This is a genomic window from Cupriavidus necator, from assembly GCF_013141915.1.
GTDB lineage: Bacteria > Pseudomonadota > Gammaproteobacteria > Burkholderiales > Burkholderiaceae > Cupriavidus > Cupriavidus necator_B.
This window is the reverse complement of the sequence record NZ_SROX01000014.1, coordinates 1-18,754: the sequence shown is the minus strand read 5'-3', so window position 1 is coordinate 18,754 and position 18,754 is coordinate 1. Positions and strand designations below refer to the sequence as shown.

Sequence of the window (18,754 nt, the reverse complement as noted above, 5' to 3'; positions counted from 1 at the left end):
GCGCTGTCACCAGGACACTTCACCGGGGTGCCCTCTATGCGTGGTGGACCGCCTTGAAGCTGGCCCGGAAGGCGTTCACCAGGGCTCGAGCCAGGTCTTCGCGCCGCGCTGACGCGGTTGCCATGGCCTGGTCCATGCCGGCGGCCAGCTCGTCCACCGCCACCACCGCGGGCACGTCGGCCGCGCCCCAGGTCGCGGCGAAGGCAGCCTGCTTGCTTGCCGCAAGCGCCTGCCCGGGCCGTAGCACGCCCAGGCGGGGCAGTGCGAAGGCGCCCGCGACAATGCTGCCATGCAGGCTGCTGCCGACGAAGCCGCGGCTGTGTGCGATCAGGGCGCAGATATCCCACAGGTTCAGCGAGCCAAACAGCACCGCGGGTGTGCCCACGAGTCGTGCCGCGAGGCGCCGGTAGCAGGCCAGGTCGTCGTGCCACGGCGCCGCGCCGGCGCGGAACAGTGCCAGGCCGAGCTTTCGGGGCCGGGCCACCTGTTCAAGCTGCGTGGCAAGCTGCGACAGGGTGTCGTCGTCGCCGAAGTCGGCGCTGCACTGCACCGCGAGGTACCCGCGCGCAAAGCGGGAGACCAGCCTGGCAAGCTCGGCGTGACCGGCGCGGTGCCGGATGCGATCGCTGAACAATGCGGCCACCATCACGGCGGGGTCGGGCTCCAGGTGGCAGCCTATGCCGTGGGTGTCCAGCATCGCCAGGGTCTGCCGGTCCCTGACCCCCACGCAGGTGGCCGCTGCGAGCTTGGTCATCACTTCGTGGCGCGTGTCCGGGGCGATCTGTCCCAGCGTGATGCCGCCGACGCCGTGGTAAATCACCCGCCTGACGTTGGCAAACAGGCCGGCAGGCAGCAGATACGGCGCGTTGTCCCGCAGCCCCAGCACTTCGCGCGCCCACGCGGTCCGCTCCCGCGGCAGGGCATCGAGTTTTGCCACAATGGCGGGGGCGCGCTCGGCGGGTTGCAGCATCACGGCCGCTTCCCAGGCAGTGCAGGCCAGGATCTCGCCGCCGACATGGATGATGTCGACGGCGGTGTTGCCCACGCTGGCAGCCAGCCGCGCCATCGCGTGCACACGGTGGCCGCCCAGCGGGACCAGATTGCGTTCGGCCAGGCCGCCGTAATAGAGGTCCGGTAGGCCGGGCGCGGCGAGCAGGCGCGCGATGACATGGGGAAGCAGCAGATCGCCGAAGTTGTGGCGGTCAAAGGCGCCAAACAGGACGGCAGGGCAGTCGGCGGTTCGCGAAGACGATCCGGACACCCCGGCCTTGTCGACGGCAAGTGAACTTGCCATGTCAGCTCCCAGGTCGGACGCGCGGATGTGCCGCACACGTGCGTCCAACTTAATGCCAAACCAGGGCGCGTTCAAGCCGCCCATGCGGCGCCCGCCGCGGGCGCGGTCGCTTCAGCGGAAATAGGCCGAGAGGCGGGCGCCGGATGTCGTCGATGTTGGCCCGCATGCCGGAGCTTCGCCGCGTCCTTGCTCTTTCACGATGTGGAAAGACATTCTGGCCCCCAAAAATCCATGCTTTGCGGAGCACAACGCAATTTCTCATGATGGAATATTATGTCCCGCATCGTGAAATTGCATCCATAACCTATTGAATTTCAAGATTAAAAATTCTATGCGCCAGGCCACCAACTGGGTTGTTGCAACGCGGTATGGCTCTCTAAACTCTTATATAAGACACGTGACCTGAGCGCGCAAAACTGGGCCCCACGGCACCGCAGCGCTGTTCAGGAGCAAGTGATGAGGAAACTGTTCAGCCATCCCAATCACTTTCAGGAGCATGACCATGAACCGCCAAGAACAAATCCAGGCGCTGCAAAAAGACTGGGATACCAATCCCCGCTGGAAGGGGATCACGCGCAATTTCACCGCCGAAGACGTGGTGCGCCTGCGTGGTTCGGTTCAGGTCGAGCACACCCTGGCACGCCGAGGTGCAGAAAAGCTGTGGAAGCTGCTGCATACCGAGCCGTTCGTCAATTCGCTCGGTGCGCTGACCGGCAACCAGGCCCTGCAGCAAGTGAAAGCCGGCCTGAAGGCGATCTACCTGTCGGGCTGGCAAGTCGCCGGCGACGCCAACCTGGCCGGCGAAATGTACCCGGACCAGTCGCTGTACCCGGCCAACTCGGTGCCGCAGGTGGTCAAGCGCATCAACAACACCTTCCAGCGCGCGGACCAGATCCAGTGGAGCGAAGGCACGGGTGACACCGACTTCTTCGCCCCGATCGTAGCGGACGCGGAAGCCGGCTTCGGCGGCGTGCTGAACGCCTTCGAACTGATGAAGTCCATGATCGAAGCAGGCGCCGCCGGCGTTCACTTCGAAGACCAGCTCGCTTCAGTCAAGAAGTGCGGCCACATGGGCGGCAAGGTGCTGGTGCCGACCCGCGAAGCCGTCGCCAAGCTGACCGCGGCGCGCCTGGCCGCCGACGTGTCGGGCGTGCCGACACTGGTGATTGCCCGTACCGACGCCGAGGCCGCCGACCTGCTGACCTCGGACATCGACGACAACGACAAGCCGTTCTGCACCGGCGAGCGCACCGTGGAAGGCTTCTACCGCGTCCGCAACGGCCTGGAGCAGTCGATCTCGCGCGCGCTGGCCTACGCTGAAGTGGCTGACCTGGTGTGGTGCGAAACCGGCAAGCCGGACCTGGAGTTCGCCAAGCGGTTTGCCGAAGCCGTTCACGCCAGGTTCCCGGGCAAGATGCTGGCCTACAACTGCTCGCCGTCGTTCAACTGGAAGAAGAACCTGGACGACGCCACCATCGCCCGGTTCCAGCGGGAACTGGGCGCGATGGGCTACAAGTTCCAGTTCATCACGCTGGCCGGCTTCCACTCGCTGAACTACTCGATGTTCAACCTGGCCTACGGCTACGCCCGTAATCAGATGAGCGCATTCGTAGAACTGCAGGAAGCCGAGTTCAAGGCGGCCGAGAAGGGCTTCACCGCGGTCAAGCACCAGCGCGAGGTCGGCACCGGCTACTTCGACGCCGTGACCCAGGCCATCGAAGGCGGCCAGTCGTCGACGACCGCGCTGAAGGGTTCGACCGAAGACGAACAGTTCTTCGAAAACAAGAAAGTGGCCTGACTCTCCTGGTCACTCCCGCCGGCTCGTGGGTCCGGCGGGATCGGGAGTGCGTGTGACCATCACGCTCTCTCTTTTAGGCGACGCGCCGTTCTCTCTCAGGGACGGCGCGATTTTTTTTGCGCTGAGATCTGGAAGATTGTCCAAATGCAACAAATTGTCATTTTTGGCGGCTTGCGGCGTTTGGGTGATTCCCTCGCGCGGAGAGATGGCTTAAAGTGCCGGGGCCTTTATCGGCACTCCGAGCCACTTCACCCAGAACAACATCATGAAAGCAACTCTCTCGCTCGCTTCCTGCGCCGTCGCTGCGGCACTGCTGGCCGGCTGTTCCGGCGGCATGCCCACCAACGTCGACGGCATGCTCAGTGCCGGCACCTCGCTGGCCAAGGCTGCCACGTTGTCTGACGCCGACGTCAAGAGCCTGTCGGACCAGGCTTGCGCGGAATCGGACAAGACCAACAAGATCGCCGCTACCAATACCACCTACAGCAAGCGCCTGGTCAAGATCATGAGCGGGCTGAAGAACAGCGATGTGCCCAATGTCAATGCCAAGGTCTACATGACCAAGGACGTCAACGCCTGGGCCATGGCCAACGGCTGCGTGCGCGTCTACAGCGGCCTGATGGACATGATGACCGACGACGAAGTGCGCGGCGTGCTGGGCCACGAGCTGGGCCACGTGGCGCTGGGCCATACCAAGAAGGCCATGCAGGTGGCCTACACCGCCACCGCGGCACGCGGCGCGGCGGCGGCGGCCGGCAATGGCGCGGTGGCGGCGTTGTCGCAGTCGCAACTGGGCGAGCTCGGCGAGAAGCTGATCAATGCGCAATTCTCGCAGTCGCAGGAAAGCGCGGCCGATGACTATTCGTTCGACCTGCTGACCAAGAACAAGGCCAACACCAAGGGCCTGGTCACGGCCTTCCAGAAGCTGGCCAAGCTCGACGGCGGCAAGTCCAGCATGTTCTCGTCGCACCCGGGCTCGGAAGATCGCGCCAAGCATATCGAGCAGCGCATCAGCAAGGCTTCATAAGCGGCCTGCGCAAGAAAAAAACCGCCCGCACGGCCATGCCGGTGCGGGCGGTTTTGCTTTTGGCGCGCGGCGCGCCGGCGTTCAGCGATAGACGATCACCGGAATGTCGGTATGCGTGAGCACCTTCTGCGTCTCGCTGCCGAGCAGCAGGCCGGACAGCCCGCGCCGGCCGTGCGAGGCCATGAAGATCACGTCGCAGCCATGGCGCTCGGCGGCATCGATGATGCCCAGGTAAGGAACGGCAAAGGTCGACATGTCGGTGTCGAAGGTCACGCCGGCCGCCATGGCGAGGTTCTCGACTTCCTTCAGATACAGCTTGGCCTGGTTCTCGATGCGGTCCTTGAACGCCTGCGGGGCCTCGACCACGATCTCGCTGAACGGCGTGTACGGGTATTCCTCCAGGCAGACATAGGCCGTGACGCGCGCGCCGATGGCCTTGGCCAGCTCCAGTCCGCCGTTGATGGCTTTCTTGGAGAGTTCCGAGCCGTCGGTGGGAAGCAGGATATGTTGGAACATGCGGGGCTCCTTTGCTGACTAGGGATGGGGGCAGGGCGGCGACCCGTTGATCGGCGGCAGCGCCGGGGCGCCGGGAAACGCCTGTCTCGAATCCATTGTAGTCAGTGTGCCGAGAAGGTCATTGCGTAATGTCAATGGCGATCAAGGTGTCCCGGACACCGTGTGCGCCCCGCGGTTCAGTCCGCCAGCACCTCGGCCACGGGCAGCGCAGCGGCCTGCTCGGCGCGCCGCCAGTAGGACGGGTTGCCGTACGTGTTCTTCAGGTGGTCGATAAAGAGCCGCACCCGCAGCGGCAGGTGCTTGCGCTGCGGAAACACCGCATGGATGCCGATCGGCGGCGCCTGGAACTCGTCCAGCACAGTGACCAGCCGTCCGCTGGCGATTTCGCTGCCGACTTCCCACCAGGAGCGCCAGGCCAGCCCGTTACCTTGCAGGCACCACTCGTGCAGCACCGCGCCGTCGCTGCATTCCATGGTGCCGCCCACCTTCACGGTCACGGCCCGGCCTTCTTCCTGGAACACCCAGCCGCGCTGCATATTGGCGCTGGCGCCGAAGGCGAGGCAGTTATGGCGCTGCAGGTCCTCCGGCGTCTTCGGGCGCCCGGCGCGCGCCAGGTATTCCGGCGCGGCCACCACCACGCGGCGGGTTTCGGCCAGCCGGATCGACACCAGGCTGGAATCGGGCAGGTCGCCCAGACGGATGGCGCAGTCGAAGCCTTCGTTGACGAGGTCGACCACGCGGTCGGACAGGTCGAGCGTGATCGACACGTCAGGGTGCGACTCGATGAACAGCGGCACCAGCGGCGCCACGTGCTTGCGGCCATAGCCTGCTGGGGCGGTCACGCGCAGGTGGCCGCTGGCCTTGACGCCGCCGGCGGAGACGCTGGCCTCGGCGTTGTGCAGGTCGTTGAGGATGCGCTGGCAATCTTCCAGGAACGCCGAGCCTTCGAAAGTCAGGCTGATCTTGCGCGTGGTCCGTACCAGCAGCTTGACGCCCAGGCGCTCTTCGAGCGCATCGATGCGCCGGCCGATGATCGCGGGCGCCACGCCCTCTGCCGCGGCGGCGGCGGACAGGCTGCCACGCGAGGCGACGGATACAAAGGTCTCCAGTTGTTTGAAATGGTCCACAAAGGTTTCGCCTGATATGCGCGGGAGGGCGCGATGTGCCGCGTCGGCCATGCAACGGGTGCCGTGGCGGGCCTTCGCGCGCCAAAGAAGAGGATTTGGTGCGGAGTTTCGTTTTAGTGAGCCAAGATTAGTTGTGTAAAAGTAAAAGATCAAGTGACCGACGGCCACTTTGCCGCATTGCAGCGTCTCCCTACAATTTGATGCATTCAATGGTGTACAGAGCCACGCAGCTGTGGTCTGGCCCTTGTCCATCCAGTCGCCCGTACCGTCGCAGCTTGCCCAGGCCCTTATGAACAAGATCCGCGCCGTCGTCTTCGATGCCTATGGCACGCTGTTCGACGTGTATTCCGTGACCGCGCGCGCGGAGCAGCTGTTCCCGGGCCGTGGCGAGGCGCTGGCGCTGCTGTGGCGCGACCGGCAGATCGACTACACCCGTATCCGCACCATGGCCGCGCCCGACGGCGCGCGCTATAAGCCGTTCTGGGCCATTACGGTGGACGCGTTGCGCTACGCCGCCGAGCGGCTTGGCCTAGCGCTGGACGAGTCCGGCGAAGCGCAGCTGCTGAAGGAATACGCCTGCCTGTCGGCCTTCCCGGAAAACCTGGGTGCGCTCAAGCGCTTGCGCAAGGCAGGGTTGCCGCTTGGCATCCTCTCCAACGGCAACGCGGAGATGCTCGACATCTCGGTCAAGAGCGCCGGCATGCAGGGGCTGTTCGACCACGTGCTGTCGGTCGACGCGGTGCGCCAGTACAAGACCGCGCCCGCCGCCTATGCGCTGGGGCCGCTGGCCTTTGGCCTGGAGGCGCAGGAAATGCTGTTCGTCTCATCCAACGGCTGGGACGCCTGCGGCGCCACCTGGTATGGCTACACCACCTTCTGGATCAACCGTGCCGGCCACCCGGCGGAGCGGCTCGATGTCGCCCCCGCCGGCACCGGGCACGACATGAACGACCTGCTCGAATTCGTCCGCGCCCATGGCGTGGCGGCATAGCAGGGCGCCCCACAACCAACGCTATCGCTATCGTTTAACAGGAGAACACTGATGGCTATCACGCTGCCCGCGGGCATGAAGATTACCGGCGAAGTCCTGCCGGCCTACGAAGATATCCTCACGCCGGAAGCCCTGGCCCTGGTAGACAAGCTGCACCGCGCCTTCGAGCCGCGCCGTCAGGAACTGCTGGCCGCGCGCGTCGAGCGCGCCAAGCGCCTGGACGCCGGCGAGGTGCCCGACTTCCTGCCGGAAACCAAGAGCATCCGCGAAGGCGACTGGAAAGTTGCCCCGGTGCCCAAGGCCCTGGAATGCCGCCGCGTGGAAATCACCGGCCCGGTCGAAGCCAAGATGGTGATCAACGCCTTCAACTCGGGCGCTGACAGCTACATGACCGACTTCGAGGATTCCAACACCCCCAACTGGCACAACCAGCTGCAGGGCCAGGTCAACCTGAAGGCCGCCGTGCGCCGCACGCTGACCCTGGAATCCAAGGGCAAGCAATACAAGCTGAACGACAAGATCGCCACGCTGCAGGTGCGTCCGCGCGGCTGGCACCTGGACGAGAAGCACGTCACCATCGACGGCAAGCGCGTCTCGGGCGGCATCTTTGATTTCGCGCTGTTCCTGTTCCACAACGCCAAGGAACAGATCGCCCGCGGCGCCGGCCCGTTCTTCTACCTGCCGAAGATGGAAAGCCATCTGGAAGCGCGCCTGTGGAACGACATCTTCGTGATGGCGCAGAACGAAATCGGCCTGCCGCAAGGCACCATCAAGGCCACCGTGCTGATCGAAACGATCCTGGCGGCGTTCGAGATGGATGAAATCCTGTATGAGCTGCGCGAGCACAGCGCCGGCCTGAATGCCGGCCGCTGGGACTACATCTTCTCGTGCATCAAGAAGTTCAAGAACGACAAGGACTTCTGCCTGGCCGACCGCGCCAAGGTCACCATGACCGCGCCGTTCATGCGCTCGTATGCGCTGCTGCTGCTCAAGACCTGCCACCACCGCGGCGCGCCCGCCATCGGCGGCATGAGCGCACTGATCCCGATCAAGAACGATCCGGAGAAGAACGCCATCGCCATGGAAGGCATCATCAGCGACAAGCGCCGCGACGCCACCGACGGCTATGACGGCGGCTGGGTGGCCCACCCGGGCCTGGTCGAGCCGGCCATGAAGGAATTTGTGGCGGTGCTGGGCGACCAGCCGAACCAGTTCGGCAAGCAACGTCCGGACGTGCAAGTGAAGGGCGCCGACCTGCTGAACTTCCAGCCGGAAACGCCGATCACCGAGCACGGCCTGCGCATGAACATCAACGTCGGCATCCACTACCTGGGCGCCTGGCTGGCCGGCAATGGCTGCGTGCCGATCCACAACCTGATGGAAGACGCCGCCACCGCCGAGATCTCGCGCTCGCAGGTGTGGCAGTGGATCCGCTCGCCCAAGGGCAAGCTGGAAGACGGCACCAAGGTCACCGCCGAACTGGTGCGCAAGCTGATTCCGGAAGAGCTTGCCAAGGTCAAGCAACTGGTCGGTGGCGATACCAGCACGTATGACCGTGCCGCCGAGATTTTCGAGCAGATGTCCACCTCGGAGGACTTTGCTGAATTCCTGACGCTGCCGCTATACGAAGAGGTCTGATCGCGGCTCCGGCATGCCGGATGCGAGCAAAAAAACCGCAGCTTCGGCTGCGGTTTTTTTTTTTCGCTCTCGCGGCGACAGGACCAAGTTAGGCCGGCCTTACATCAGTTATGCGGTGCAGCAATACAGGGTAAGTACTTGTAACTTTTGAGCCGTTTTAATCACTTACATTGTCCTTTCTTTAATACTTTTTGGGTTTATCCCTAGCGCACAGGTTAGAAGAAAACCTCTAGGATGCGCTCTCGATGGTGCGCTGCAAGATGGCCCGCGCGGCCCGGCCAGTTGCTTCGCTCGGTGTCCGTTCCCAGCAGTGTCGCGCCATTCCGACCGATCCATCCACAGGAGATCTGCATGTCACCTTTTACGCCTGAACAGTTTGCTGCGGCGCAGAAGTCCAACCTCAGCCATTTGTTCGCGCTGACGAACACCGCGTTCGAAGGTTTCCAGAAGCTGACCGAGCTGAACCTGCAGGCTTTCAGGACCACGCTGACCGAAGGCCAGGAAAACGTCGAGGCAGTGCTGGCCGGCAAGGACTTGCGCGAAGTGTTCGCGGCCCAGGGCACCCTGGCCCAGCCGGCCGCCGAGAAGGCGGTAGCGTATGCCCGCCACGTCTATGAAATCGCCTCGAATACGCAGGCGGAGCTGAGCAAGGCCGTCGAGGCCCAGTACGCACAGCACAACCGCAATATGCAGGTGTTGGTCGATAGCTTCGTGCAGAACGCGCCGGCCGGTTCGGAAGCGCTGACCGCGCTGCTGCAATCCGGCGTCGCCGCGGCCAGCACCACCTATCAATCGCTCCAGGACGCAGCCAAGCAGACCGCTGAAGTCGCCAAGGCCAACTTTGCCAGGAGCGCCGCAGCCGCGTCAGGCACGGCTGCGAACGCTTCGCCGCGCGCCGCCAAGGCGTAACGGCGCGACGCTGGCTCCGCAAGCGCCGCCAGCGCTAAACACAGATCGCAGGCGTGCAGGCCGGGACCCCCGCGTTTCCCGGCCTGCGGCACCGCGACACCCACCTTCCCGCCCAAACTGCGCACCGGGACCGGCATGGTCCGGCCCGGCATGGCCGCGCTTTGCCTGCGCCACGGCGGCGGGAGCTTGCCCGGAACTACCGGGGGAATGCTTTTTTCCTGCATGGCAGGGGTCTTTCAACTTACGACAACGACGCAATCAGCATGACAAAGAGAATCGCACTGGTAACAGGTGGCATGGGTGGACTGGGCGAAGCCATCAGCATCCGGCTGCACGACGCCGGCCATGCCGTGGTGGTGACCCACACGCCGGGCAATGCCAACGCGCAAGCCTGGCTCGCCGCGATGGCCGCCGGCGGCCGCGAGATGCGCGCCTATGCGGTCGACGTATCCGACTATGACGCCTGCCAGGCCTGCGCGGCGCAGATCCTGGCCGACGTCGGCCACGTCGACATCCTGGTGAACAATGCCGGCATTACGCGCGACATGGCTTTCAAGAAGATGGACAAGCCGAACTGGGATGCAGTGATGCGCACCAACCTCGATTCGGTGTTCAACCTCACCAAGCCGCTTTGCGAAGGCATGGTCGAGCGCGGCTGGGGCCGCATCATCAATATTTCGTCGGTCAACGGCTCCAAGGGTGCGTTCGGCCAGACCAACTACGCCGCGGCCAAGGCCGGCATGCACGGCTTCACCAAATCGCTGGCGCTGGAAGTGGCGCGCAAGGGCGTGACGGTCAATACGGTTTCGCCTGGCTACCTGGCTACCAAGATGGTCAATGCCGTGCCCAAAGACATCATGGAGAGCAAAATCCTGCCGCAGATCCCGGTGGGCCGCGTCGGCAAGCCGGAGGAGGTGGCCGCGCTGATTGCCTACCTGTGCTCGGAGGACGCTGCCTATGTGACCGGGTCGAATATCGCCATCAACGGCGGGCAGCACATGCAGTAAGCGGGTCGGCACCGGCGGTTGTCTGCTCCCGGAAAGCCGTTTCCCGGGGCGGTACCGCGCAAGTGCCAGCCGCTGTTCATGGTTGCGTTGCTTCCGCAAGCCGGATTCTTGTCCATACTGAAGCTTGACCGGCGGACCGCCTTACCCCGCCAAGGACCACCGCGGACGGAGGGAAATCGTGTTCAAGCACATCTTGCTGGCCACCGACGGCTCAGAACTTTCAAGAATGGCGATGGAGGCGGCCATCGGCTTTGTCAAAGCCGATGGCACCAGGCTGACCGCCTATACGTGCATGGAGGAGTATCCCTACGTGGCGTCGGGCGATGCCGGCCATCCCAGGCGCAAGGCTTTCGAGGAACAAGAAGCCGAGCGGGCGAGGGCCCGGCTAGAGGAGGTGGTCGCCGCGGCCCAGGCAGCAGGCGTGTCCTGCGCCACGGACATGACGGCAACCGTTCCCTACAAGGGCATCATCGATGCCGCGGCGCGGCACGGGTGTGATGTGATCTTCATGGCATCGCACGGCCGCAGGGGCCTGGACGCCTTGCTGGTCGGCAGTGAAACGCAGAAGGTGCTCACCCATTGCCGGGTGCCCGTACTGGTCTACCGCTGAAGGCGCGGGTGGGCAGCCCTTGCCGCCCCGGTGCGGGCTCGGCGTCGAACTGCATCCCACGGAGGTACTGCCATGACGGACATCGAACAGGATAAGGTCGTCGGCGTGCTCAACCAGATACTCGAGGCCGAGCTCGCCGGCGTGGTGCGCTACACGCACTATTCGTTCCTGATCTTCGGCTTCGGCCGCATTCCCATCGTGTCATGGCTGCGCGAGCAGGCCAGCGAGTCGCTGCTGCACGCGCACCAGGCGGGGGAATGGATTACCACCCTCGGCGCCTATCCTTCGCTGGGCATCGGCGAACTGCTGGACGCCCACACCACCGATATCGGCGCGATCCTGCGTGAATCGCTGGCAACGGAACAGCAGGCGCTCGAGCTGTACCGCGAACTGCTGACCCTGGTCGAGGGCCGCTCCGTGGCGCTGGAAGAGTATGCGCGGCAATGTATCCAGCTGGAGGAGCTGCATGCGGGCGAGGTCGAGAAAATGCTGCGCAAGCCCGGTGTGGTGGTAGCGGGGCAGGCAGGGAAGGGCTGACCAGCGCCGGCGCAGGCAAGGCTTTTATCCCGCCACGGCAGGCATCAAGTGCCTATTTGCTGCCGTCGCGCGCGTCCCCGCCGATGGCATCGACAATGATCATGGTGCGGTCGAGCACGCCACGTTCGTCAAAGTACGCGCTGAAGTGCGCCGGCTGATACGCGCCGGCGTAGAGCCGGTATGACCAGGCCTCGCGTTTCATCAACGGGTAGTACTCGACCGGCTCGCGCGGCTTGCCGAAGTGCTCGGCCACGTCCTGCTTGGTCCACACGCCCGGACGGGCGGCGTAGATTTCCTTCTCGGTGAGCATCTGGCGGAAGCTGGCCAGCTTGCCGCCGGCGTCGAAGTCCGCGGCGTAGACCTCGAAGCCCAGCGGCTGCTTGGAATAGATCCAGCGGCTGGCGCCATTTGCCAGCGGGTAGGTTTCGGACGGCGCGCCGAAGGTATCGCGCACCGCGCTCTGCGGGCTGCCGAGCATCTTCTGCGCGGTTTGCACCGGCTGCAGCGTGGCGCAGGCGCACAGCAGGGCTGCCGCGGTGGCGGCCAGCCAGACGGACAGGTGATGGCGCATGGTCGATCTCCGGTAAGCGCGTCGCATGGGAATCCGTTCAGCATAGCGCAACGCCTGCGGGCGCGTGCTGGCGCGTGCTGGCGCGTGCATCCCGGCCATCACCAGCCAAACCGATAATCCCTTGCCGGATGCAGCCGCCACGTGCCGTCGCCGGGCAGTTCCAGCACCTGGTGGTGATACTTCAGCAGCGTGGGCCGGTGGCTGACGCTGACCAGCGTGGCCTGCAAATCGGCCAGCAGCTGGTACAAAGCTTCTTCGTTGCTGATGTCGAGGGCGCTGGTGGCCTCGTCCAGCATCACATAGCGCGGCCTGGCCAGCAGCACGCGCGCGATGGTCAGCCGCTGCTGCTCGCCCAGGGACAGCACCTTGCTCCAGTCCACTTCCGTGTCCAGCCCGCCGAAGCGGCCGGCGATGTCGCGCAGGTTGACGGTATCGAGCAACCGCAGCAGCTCGTCGTCCGGGATCTGCCGGCCAATGTGGTTGGGGTAGAGCAACTGGCTGCGCAGGCTGCCGACCACCATGTACGGATGCTGCGGCAAAAACAGCATGTCCTGGGGAACCGGCCGCAGGATGCGGCCCGTGCCGCTGTTCCATAGCCCCGCGATGGCGCGCATCAGCGAACTCTTGCCGCCGCCGCTGGCGCCGACGATCAGCAGGCCTTGGCCCGGGTCGATCGACACGCTGAGGTCCGTGACCAGCGTGCGCTCCTGGTTGGGGGTCTGCAGCGTGACATGCTCCAGCGCTAGCCGCGCCTCCTGGCGGGACTCTATGGTGTCTGTCGCGCGCGGCGCGCCAGCCTTTTTTCCAGTCAGCGTGCTGGAGAACGTATCCAGCCGGTCCAGCCCGGCCACGAACCGGCTCAGGTCTTCAAAGTTGTCGACGATCACGGTCAGCGCATTCAGCACGGCGGCGAAGGCGCCCGCGGCGCGGATCGCGCTGCCGACTTCGAGCTCGCCGTCCAGCACGCGCGCGGCCACGATGGCGCTGGGCAGCAGGATGGTCAGGAAGCCATAGCCATACTGGAACATGTTCAGCCCCAGCTGCCACTTGATGAGCCGGTCGAAGTTCTGGAATGCCTTGCTGAAGCGGCCACGGACATGGGAAGACTCTTGCGGCTCGCCGCGATAGAACGCAATCGATTCGGCGTTCTCGCGCACCCGGATCAGGCTGAAGCGGAAATCGGCCTCGCGCTTGAGCTGGTAGAAGTTCAGGCCGATCAGCACGCGCCCGAAGAACACGATCGAGACAAAGGTGCCGGCGATGGCGTAGACCACCAGGAAATAGACCAGCTCCCTCGAGATCAGCCACAGCACCGCGCTGAACGCAATCAGCTGCAGCAGCGCGCCGATGCCGATCGACAGGAAGAACAGCGACTGCCGCGTAAACGTGTTGATATCCTCGGAGATGCGCTGGTCCGGATTGTCGATGGCAGGATCCGCATTGAGCTTGTAGAAAATGCGGTTCTTGAAATATCCATCCAGGTAATGATGGGTCATCCAGCGCCGCCACAGCAGGCCCAGCTTGTTGCGGATGTAGTAGTAGACCGCGTAGACGGGGATGGCGACGATCAGGATATACAGGCAACTGCGGATCGAGGCCCAGAAACGGTCGGCGTCGCGCGCCGCCAGCGCCGAGGTGAATTCGCCGGTCTGCTCGTTGATCAGCACCTCCGCCTGGGTCTGGCCCAGCAGCAGCAGCACCAGCACCAGCAGCAGGCCGGCGGCCTTCCACCGGTCCTGCGAGACCCAGTAGGGTTTGGCGATCACCCAATAGCGGGTCCAGACGTGCCGGGTCGACGTGGCGGGCCCTTTGCCGGGGGGCGGAGTGCTGTCGGCCACCTGCTCGGGCACGGCGCTCATGATCCACCTCCGGGGTGCTGAGCAGATTTCATTATCGTCACATTGCCGCGCCGGCCCGATCGCGAACACGGCGCGGCGGAAAATGACTATTGAAATATAGGCCAGCAAAATCAATGCCTGGCGATGTTGCTCGCGCCCAAGGCCGCCGTGGCTTGACGCAGGGGACGAAGCTGATTCCAATCCCGGGTGACCGTTTTCCTATCACAGGCCGCCCCCGCATGGACCGCTTCGACGCGCTGCAACTCTTCACCCGGATCGTGGAACTGGGCTCTTTCACCCGTGCCGCCAGCGCGCTGGATATGCCGCGCGCCACGGCCACCCATGCAATCAAGGAACTCGAGGCGCGCGTCGGTGCCCGGCTGCTGGAGCGCACCACGCGGCAGGTGCGTCCGACGCTGGACGGGCAGGCCTTCTATGAGCGCGGCAAGCGCGTGCTGCAAGCGCTGGAAGACGCCGAAACCTCGCTCAGCACCCAGGTGGCCGACCCGCGCGGCACGCTGCGGCTGGACCTGCACGGCACGCATGCCACACTGATTATCCTGCCGCGCATCGGCGAGTTCCGCGCGCGCTACCCGCATATCGACCTGGTGGTGAGCAGCGGCGACCGCCTGGTCGATCTGATCGGGGAGGGCATCGATTGCGTGGTGCGCGCCGGCCGGCCGCGCGATTCGTCGCTGGTGGCCAGGCGCCTGGCGGATATGCCTGAGGTGCTGTGCGCCAGCCCCGCCTACCTGGCGGCGCACGGCACGCCGCGGCATCCCTCCGAGCTGGCCGATCATGTCGGCGTGGGCTTCTTTTCTCGCAACCATGACAACCGCTATCCGTTCACGCTGACCGTCGATGGCGAGGTGCGGGCGTTCAAGGCCAGCGGCTGGATGTCGGTGAGCGATGCCGAGTGCTATACCAGTGCGGCGCTGGCCGGCTGCGGCCTGATCCAGGTGCCGCGCTTCCGCGTCGAGGCCCATTTGCGCGCCGGGCGGCTGGTGCCGGTGCTGGATGCCTGGCCCTGCCCGGATCTGCCGGTATCGGCGCTGTACCCGTTCCACCGGCAGCTGGCGCCGCGCGTGCGGGTGTTTGTCGACTGGGTGGCGGGGATCTATGCGGAACGGTTCGGGCCGCCGCGGTCCGCCGCCTGAGCCCCCCGGGGGTGTGCCCCGGTGCCGCGCATGGTGGAAACCCGGGCGTGTCCCCGGCCTGAACACTCACTAAGATGAAAGACCCGCCGCCGTGCGGCGCACAACGACAACGCGGAGACTTCATCTATGGACCGTCGACAGTTCCTGGGCACCGCGGCACTTGCGGTGGCGGCCGGCGTCACGCCGCAGGCCATGGCGCAGCAGTGGCCGGCACGCGCCATCCGCCTGGTGGTGGCCTATCCGCCCGGTGGCGGCACCGACGTGGTGGCGCGCCTGTTCGCTGACGCTCTCGCGCGCGTGACCGGGCAGCCCGTGGTGGTGGAGAACAAGCCCGGCGGCGCGACCATTCCGGCCACGCAGGACGTGATCCGCGCGAAGAACGACGGGCAGACCCTGCTGGTGACGCTGGGCTCATCGGCCACCTCGGGCGCGCATATCAACCGCGTGCCGTACGATCCGTTGACCGACCTGACCGCGCTGGCCGAACTCGGCCGGGCGCCGGTGCTGCTGGCGGCCAACAAGGACGCACCGTACAACTCGCTGAAGGAACTGGTCGCCTACGCCAAGGCGAATCCGGGCAAGCCGATCCACTCGGCCTCGTATGGTCCGGGCACGTCGTCGCATTTCGGCCCGCTGTTGTTCAACCGGCTCGCCGGCACGCATCTGGAGCCGGTCCTGTACAAGGGTTCGGCACCTGCCACGCAGGACCTGGTGGGCGGCGTGGTGCCGCTGATGATCGACGGCCTGACCACGGGCGTGCCGCTATACCAGGCCGGCAAGACCAAGGTGCTGGCCACCACCATTCCGGAGCGCTCCGAACTCGCGCCCGGTGCGCCCACGTTCCGCGAGCTGGGCTACCCCGAGATGGAGCAGCTCAGCGGCTATTTCGCGCTGTTTGGTCCCAAGGCGATGCCCCGGGAGACGGTGGAGGCGGTCTCCGCCGCGGTGCGCAAGGTGCTGGCCGACCCTGCTTACCAGAAGCGGCTGGCGAGCGTGGGCGTGCTGCCGCCGCAGGCGGTCACGCCCGACGCGTTCGCCACGCAGATCCGTGCCGACCACGCGCGCTGGGGGCAGTTCATCAAGGACATCGGGTTCAAGCTCGAGGGGTGAACCCCTGCGCGTCATGCGTTGTCTTGCTGGCCGGCTTTCGCCAGCTTCGGCGCCGGCGCTTTTTTCTTTGACTTGTCCTGGTTGAAGGCGATGGCGGCGCGAACCAGGGCCTTCAGCGCGCCTGCGTCGATCTTGTCGCCCTCGGCCAGGTCGATCGCCCGCCATTTGTTGCCGCCCAGGCCGGCGTTGAAGAGGCGGTCCGGATCGGGCAGGCTGGCCCCGTTGGTAAAGGTGATCTTCACCTTGGCCTTGTGCGCGTTGGCGACGGCAATCATGCCATCGCGCGACCATACCGGGCTGCCCATCCATTTCCATTCCTCGACGATGCCGCGGTCGGCCGCGAGGATGGCCTTGCGCACGCTGGCCAGGGTCTGGCCGCGCCAGTCGGTCAATCCCGCGATCAGCTGGTCGATCTGTTCAGACGGATTCATCGATGCTTGTTCCTCAAGTTCTGGCTGGCCAACTTAGCATAGCCGCGGAGCGAGGTCTCGCCGCCGCTTCTATGGTCGGGCAGGGCAGGACTGGTTCCTCAGCTTCCATTGCATGACAAGAAACATCAAGGTGGCGTTTTTTCCGCGGCATGTCGCTGGACCCGGTGCCGCCGGTCGAGTCCAGGGACAAGGGCACACGCTATTCCCATATCCACGAGGGTGAGGCCTTCGACGAGGCCCTGGTGGCGCACTGGATCAGGCAGGCCGCGGCGCTGCCGGGATGGAAGCCTTAGCCACGCGGCCAGCGGGGCCCGGTGTACTTTGCCCCGAACGGGGCGTTCTATGGCGGCGGAATTTGCATGCACGCGCCAGCTTCCGGTGGCCGGGTTCTTCGGCGCCAGCTCCGGCGAGTGTCCCGCTACGCAACACAGCCCGCACCGCTAGCGGACAAAGATGCCCAGTCCTTCGTGGTCGTAAAACTCCAGCCACACGCGGTCGCTGGCAAACACGGCCTGCGAGATCGTGCCCGGCATGGCGTTTTCATTGTCGAGCGTGAAGGTGAACACATCGCCGTCCCAGTGGCTCAGCGGCAGCACCAGCGGCGCGCCGCCCAGCGTCATCACCAGCGTGCCGCCCTGGTCGACGACCTGCAGCGGACCGTAGTAATCGTTGCGGTAGATGCCGGTGTAGGCCGACAGCGCGCGCGCCGGCAGGGGATTGGCCGGGCGCGGTTGCCCCACCAGCCGGCCTTCCGGCGCCAGCAGCGACGCCAGCGCATCGCCGTAAAGCTTGCCCCAGTCGCGGCGGATGGCGCCGTACTGCACCAGGTCGAAGAACTGTGCGTTCAGGGCTTCCGGCACGCCGATCGGCTGGCCGTTGGTCAGCGTCACGATGGCCAGGTTGACTTCCGGCACCGCCGTGAAGCTGGTGGCGGTGCCCACGGCGAAGGCGCCTGAGTGGCTTAGCGAGGTCAGGCCCAGTTCGGTCGTGCCGACGTTGAAGCCATAGCCATAGTAGCCGGCAGGGCGGCCCCCGGCGGGCGGATTGCTCTGCATCTGCGGGCTTAGCGCCGGCGCCAGCGCGGCGGCGTCGACCACCCTTTGTCCGGCGAACTCGCCTTTGCCGAGCACCATCGCCAGCCATTTCGCCATGTCGTTCACCGACGCACTGACGCCGCCCGCGGGCGATTGCGCATCCGGCATCCGGCTCGCTCCCTGCACCCAGTCGCCGTTGACCCGGACATGGCCCACCGCGCGGTTGTCGCGCGCGGCAAAGTCGGCGTAACGCGAACTGGTGCGCGTCATGCCCAGCGGCTGGTAGAGCGCCTGTTCCGACAGCGTGGCCCAGTCGATGCCCGCCGCGGCGGCAACGGCTTCGGCGGCGGCAGTCATGCCGAAGTTGGTGTACGCGTAAACCGCACGCAACGGATGCAGCGGCAAAAAGCGCAAGCGCGTCAGCACTTGCTGGCGGTCATAGCCCATGTCCTCGAGGCGATCGCCGGCGTGGTCCGGCAGACCGGAACGGTGGGAGTAAAGATCGCCAATGGTGACCGCCGCTGAGGCCTCGGCATCGGCAAGAGCGAACCACGGCAGGTGCGTGCGCACCGGCGTATCCCAGCCGATGCCGCCGCGGCCGACCTGTCGGGCCACCACGGTGGCGCCGAGGGACTTCGACACCGAGGCCAGTTGAAACACAGTATCGGCATCGACCGGCGCCGGGTCGGTCACCAGCCGGCGCCCGAAGCCTTTGGCGTAAACCGTCTGATTGCCGCGCACCACCGCGACCGCCATGCCGGGCACGCGGGAGCTTGCCATCAGGTCCGCCGCCAGCTTGTCGAGCTGGGCGATGGCCTGGGTGATCTGTGCCGGGGGAACCGGCTCGGGCGGCGTGGGCGTGGGCGGTTTGTCGTCGCCGCCGCCGCATGCCGGCAACGCAGGGACAAGCAGGCCGCCCACCGCGGCTCCCAGAAAACGGCGACGCTCTTGCAGTTTGCCCACGGTAGTTCTCCGTTATGAAGGGAGCAAATGGTGGCACGGCGACGCCGTGGCCGGGATAGGAGTACTGTATGCGATCGCTAGGGAGACGTCGTCCGGCAAAGCAAAAGGCCCGCGCTTGCTGAACTGAACCCCAGAAGTTGGACGGTTCGAGAAGACTAGGCTTGCAAGGGCTGAGTCCTGTATTGCACGGGACTCA

At 65.4% G+C, this 18,754-nt stretch carries 18 protein-coding genes; 11 read left to right on the top strand and 7 right to left on the bottom strand.

The genetic code is table 11. From position 1 onward, the window contains the following. Positions 1 to 34 precede the first annotated feature (34 nt). Positions 35 to 1,294, bottom strand: a complete 1,260-nt coding sequence (locus E5S69_RS22595) for a polysaccharide pyruvyl transferase family protein (protein ID WP_171516835.1) — start codon at positions 1,292 to 1,294, stop codon at positions 35 to 37. A gap of 502 nt (positions 1,295 to 1,796) precedes the next feature. On the opposite strand from E5S69_RS22595, the gene aceA reads away from it, so the two are divergent. Beyond that, positions 1,797 to 3,092: an isocitrate lyase gene (gene aceA / locus E5S69_RS22590; protein WP_171516834.1), complete on the top strand. Its 1,296-nt coding sequence runs from the start codon at positions 1,797 to 1,799 to the stop codon at positions 3,090 to 3,092. Between the two features lie 265 nt (positions 3,093 to 3,357). Continuing rightward, on the top strand, positions 3,358 to 4,119 hold the full coding sequence (locus E5S69_RS22585; RefSeq protein ID WP_171516833.1) for a M48 family metalloprotease: 762 nt from the start codon (positions 3,358 to 3,360) through the stop codon (positions 4,117 to 4,119). An 81-nt stretch (positions 4,120 to 4,200) separates the two neighbouring features. On the opposite strand, the gene E5S69_RS22580 is transcribed toward E5S69_RS22585, so the two are convergent. Together E5S69_RS22580 and E5S69_RS22575 are read right to left on the bottom strand one after the other, a co-directional pair. Further along, complete coding sequence (locus E5S69_RS22580) at positions 4,201 to 4,635, bottom strand: universal stress protein (RefSeq protein ID WP_171516832.1); 435 nt, start codon at positions 4,633 to 4,635, stop codon at positions 4,201 to 4,203. Between the two features lie 176 nt (positions 4,636 to 4,811). Beyond that, positions 4,812 to 5,762 (bottom strand): LysR substrate-binding domain-containing protein, encoded by a 951-nt coding sequence (locus E5S69_RS22575; RefSeq protein WP_171516831.1) that lies wholly within the window; start codon positions 5,760 to 5,762, stop codon positions 4,812 to 4,814. A 289-nt stretch (positions 5,763 to 6,051) separates the two neighbouring features. On the opposite strand from E5S69_RS22575, the gene E5S69_RS22570 reads away from it, so the two are divergent. The 6 genes from E5S69_RS22570 to E5S69_RS22545 all read left to right on the top strand — a co-directional run bounded on the left by E5S69_RS22570 (position 6,052) and on the right by E5S69_RS22545 (position 11,454). After that, a complete protein-coding gene (locus E5S69_RS22570; protein ID WP_171516830.1) occupies positions 6,052 to 6,753 on the top strand; it encodes a haloacid dehalogenase type II in 702 nt (233 codons plus the stop codon). 51 nt (positions 6,754 to 6,804) lie between these two features. Then, positions 6,805 to 8,391 carry a malate synthase A gene (gene aceB, locus E5S69_RS22565; RefSeq protein WP_171516829.1) on the top strand — a complete coding sequence of 529 codons (1,587 nt, stop codon included), beginning with the start codon at positions 6,805 to 6,807 and terminating at the stop codon, positions 8,389 to 8,391. A 351-nt stretch (positions 8,392 to 8,742) separates the two neighbouring features. Beyond that, positions 8,743 to 9,300 (top strand): TIGR01841 family phasin PhaP3, encoded by a 558-nt coding sequence (gene phaP3, locus E5S69_RS22560; protein WP_171516828.1) that lies wholly within the window; start codon positions 8,743 to 8,745, stop codon positions 9,298 to 9,300. 263 nt (positions 9,301 to 9,563) lie between these two features. Beyond that, positions 9,564 to 10,307 (top strand): acetoacetyl-CoA reductase, encoded by a 744-nt coding sequence (phbB, locus tag E5S69_RS22555; protein ID WP_171516827.1) that lies wholly within the window; start codon positions 9,564 to 9,566, stop codon positions 10,305 to 10,307. A 178-nt stretch (positions 10,308 to 10,485) separates the two neighbouring features. Then, complete coding sequence (locus E5S69_RS22550) at positions 10,486 to 10,917, top strand: universal stress protein (RefSeq protein WP_171516826.1); 432 nt, start codon at positions 10,486 to 10,488, stop codon at positions 10,915 to 10,917. Positions 10,918 to 10,989: 72 nt separating this feature from the next. After that, positions 10,990 to 11,454, top strand: a complete 465-nt coding sequence (locus tag E5S69_RS22545; RefSeq protein ID WP_171516825.1) for a ferritin-like domain-containing protein — start codon at positions 10,990 to 10,992, stop codon at positions 11,452 to 11,454. Positions 11,455 to 11,506: 52 nt separating this feature from the next. Here E5S69_RS22545 and E5S69_RS22540 read toward each other — a convergent pair whose 3' ends face one another. Both E5S69_RS22540 and E5S69_RS22535 read right to left on the bottom strand, forming a co-directional pair. Then, positions 11,507 to 12,025 (bottom strand): hypothetical protein, encoded by a 519-nt coding sequence (locus tag E5S69_RS22540; protein ID WP_171516824.1) that lies wholly within the window; start codon positions 12,023 to 12,025, stop codon positions 11,507 to 11,509. A gap of 98 nt (positions 12,026 to 12,123) precedes the next feature. Further along, a complete protein-coding gene (locus E5S69_RS22535; protein WP_171516823.1) occupies positions 12,124 to 13,884 on the bottom strand; it encodes an ABC transporter ATP-binding protein/permease in 1,761 nt (586 codons plus the stop codon). Between the two features lie 218 nt (positions 13,885 to 14,102). Here E5S69_RS22535 and E5S69_RS22530 point away from each other — a divergent pair, with 218 nt between their 5' ends. Then, the gene (locus E5S69_RS22530; RefSeq protein ID WP_171516822.1) at positions 14,103 to 15,020 is read left to right on the top strand and encodes a LysR family transcriptional regulator; all 918 of its coding nucleotides are present in this window, start codon (positions 14,103 to 14,105) and stop codon (positions 15,018 to 15,020) included. A 126-nt stretch (positions 15,021 to 15,146) separates the two neighbouring features. After that, positions 15,147 to 16,130, top strand: coding sequence for a Bug family tripartite tricarboxylate transporter substrate binding protein (locus E5S69_RS22525; RefSeq protein ID WP_171516821.1), 984 nt, complete (start codon positions 15,147 to 15,149; stop codon positions 16,128 to 16,130). 11 nt (positions 16,131 to 16,141) lie between these two features. Here the strand turns inward: E5S69_RS22525 and E5S69_RS22520 are convergent, their stop codons facing one another. Next, positions 16,142 to 16,561: a DUF1801 domain-containing protein gene (locus E5S69_RS22520; RefSeq protein ID WP_171516820.1), complete on the bottom strand. Its 420-nt coding sequence runs from the start codon at positions 16,559 to 16,561 to the stop codon at positions 16,142 to 16,144. Positions 16,562 to 16,710: 149 nt separating this feature from the next. On the opposite strand from E5S69_RS22520, the gene E5S69_RS32990 reads away from it, so the two are divergent. Further along, a complete protein-coding gene (locus E5S69_RS32990) occupies positions 16,711 to 16,854 on the top strand; it encodes a hypothetical protein (RefSeq protein ID WP_423766662.1) in 144 nt (47 codons plus the stop codon). Positions 16,855 to 17,001: 147 nt separating this feature from the next. Here the strand turns inward: E5S69_RS32990 and E5S69_RS22510 are convergent, their stop codons facing one another. Beyond that, positions 17,002 to 18,558 carry a serine hydrolase gene (locus tag E5S69_RS22510; RefSeq protein ID WP_171516819.1) on the bottom strand — a complete coding sequence of 519 codons (1,557 nt, stop codon included), beginning with the start codon at positions 18,556 to 18,558 and terminating at the stop codon, positions 17,002 to 17,004. Between the last annotated feature and the right edge of the window lie 196 nt (positions 18,559 to 18,754).

Bases quoted from the DNA above. Each gene is read 5' to 3' on its own strand.
- E5S69_RS22595 (WP_171516835.1), bottom strand. From the start codon at position 1,294: ATGGCAAGTTCACTTGCCGTCGACAAGGCCGGGGTGTCCGGATCGTCT.
- aceA (WP_171516834.1), top strand. From the start codon at position 1,797: ATGAACCGCCAAGAACAAATCCAGGCGCTGCAAAAAGACTGGGATACC.
- E5S69_RS22585 (WP_171516833.1), top strand. From the start codon at position 3,358: ATGAAAGCAACTCTCTCGCTCGCTTCCTGCGCCGTCGCTGCGGCACTG.
- E5S69_RS22580 (WP_171516832.1), bottom strand. From the start codon at position 4,635: ATGTTCCAACATATCCTGCTTCCCACCGACGGCTCGGAACTCTCCAAG.
- E5S69_RS22570 (WP_171516830.1), top strand. From the start codon at position 6,052: ATGAACAAGATCCGCGCCGTCGTCTTCGATGCCTATGGCACGCTGTTC.
- aceB (WP_171516829.1), top strand. From the start codon at position 6,805: ATGGCTATCACGCTGCCCGCGGGCATGAAGATTACCGGCGAAGTCCTG.
- phaP3 (WP_171516828.1), top strand. From the start codon at position 8,743: ATGTCACCTTTTACGCCTGAACAGTTTGCTGCGGCGCAGAAGTCCAAC.
- phbB (WP_171516827.1), top strand. From the start codon at position 9,564: ATGACAAAGAGAATCGCACTGGTAACAGGTGGCATGGGTGGACTGGGC.
- E5S69_RS22545 (WP_171516825.1), top strand. From the start codon at position 10,990: ATGACGGACATCGAACAGGATAAGGTCGTCGGCGTGCTCAACCAGATA.
- E5S69_RS22540 (WP_171516824.1), bottom strand. From the start codon at position 12,025: ATGCGCCATCACCTGTCCGTCTGGCTGGCCGCCACCGCGGCAGCCCTG.
- E5S69_RS22535 (WP_171516823.1), bottom strand. From the start codon at position 13,884: ATGAGCGCCGTGCCCGAGCAGGTGGCCGACAGCACTCCGCCCCCCGGC.
- E5S69_RS22530 (WP_171516822.1), top strand. From the start codon at position 14,103: ATGGACCGCTTCGACGCGCTGCAACTCTTCACCCGGATCGTGGAACTG.
- E5S69_RS22525 (WP_171516821.1), top strand. From the start codon at position 15,147: ATGGACCGTCGACAGTTCCTGGGCACCGCGGCACTTGCGGTGGCGGCC.
- E5S69_RS22520 (WP_171516820.1), bottom strand. From the start codon at position 16,561: ATGAATCCGTCTGAACAGATCGACCAGCTGATCGCGGGATTGACCGAC.
- E5S69_RS32990 (WP_423766662.1), top strand. From the start codon at position 16,711: ATGTCGCTGGACCCGGTGCCGCCGGTCGAGTCCAGGGACAAGGGCACA.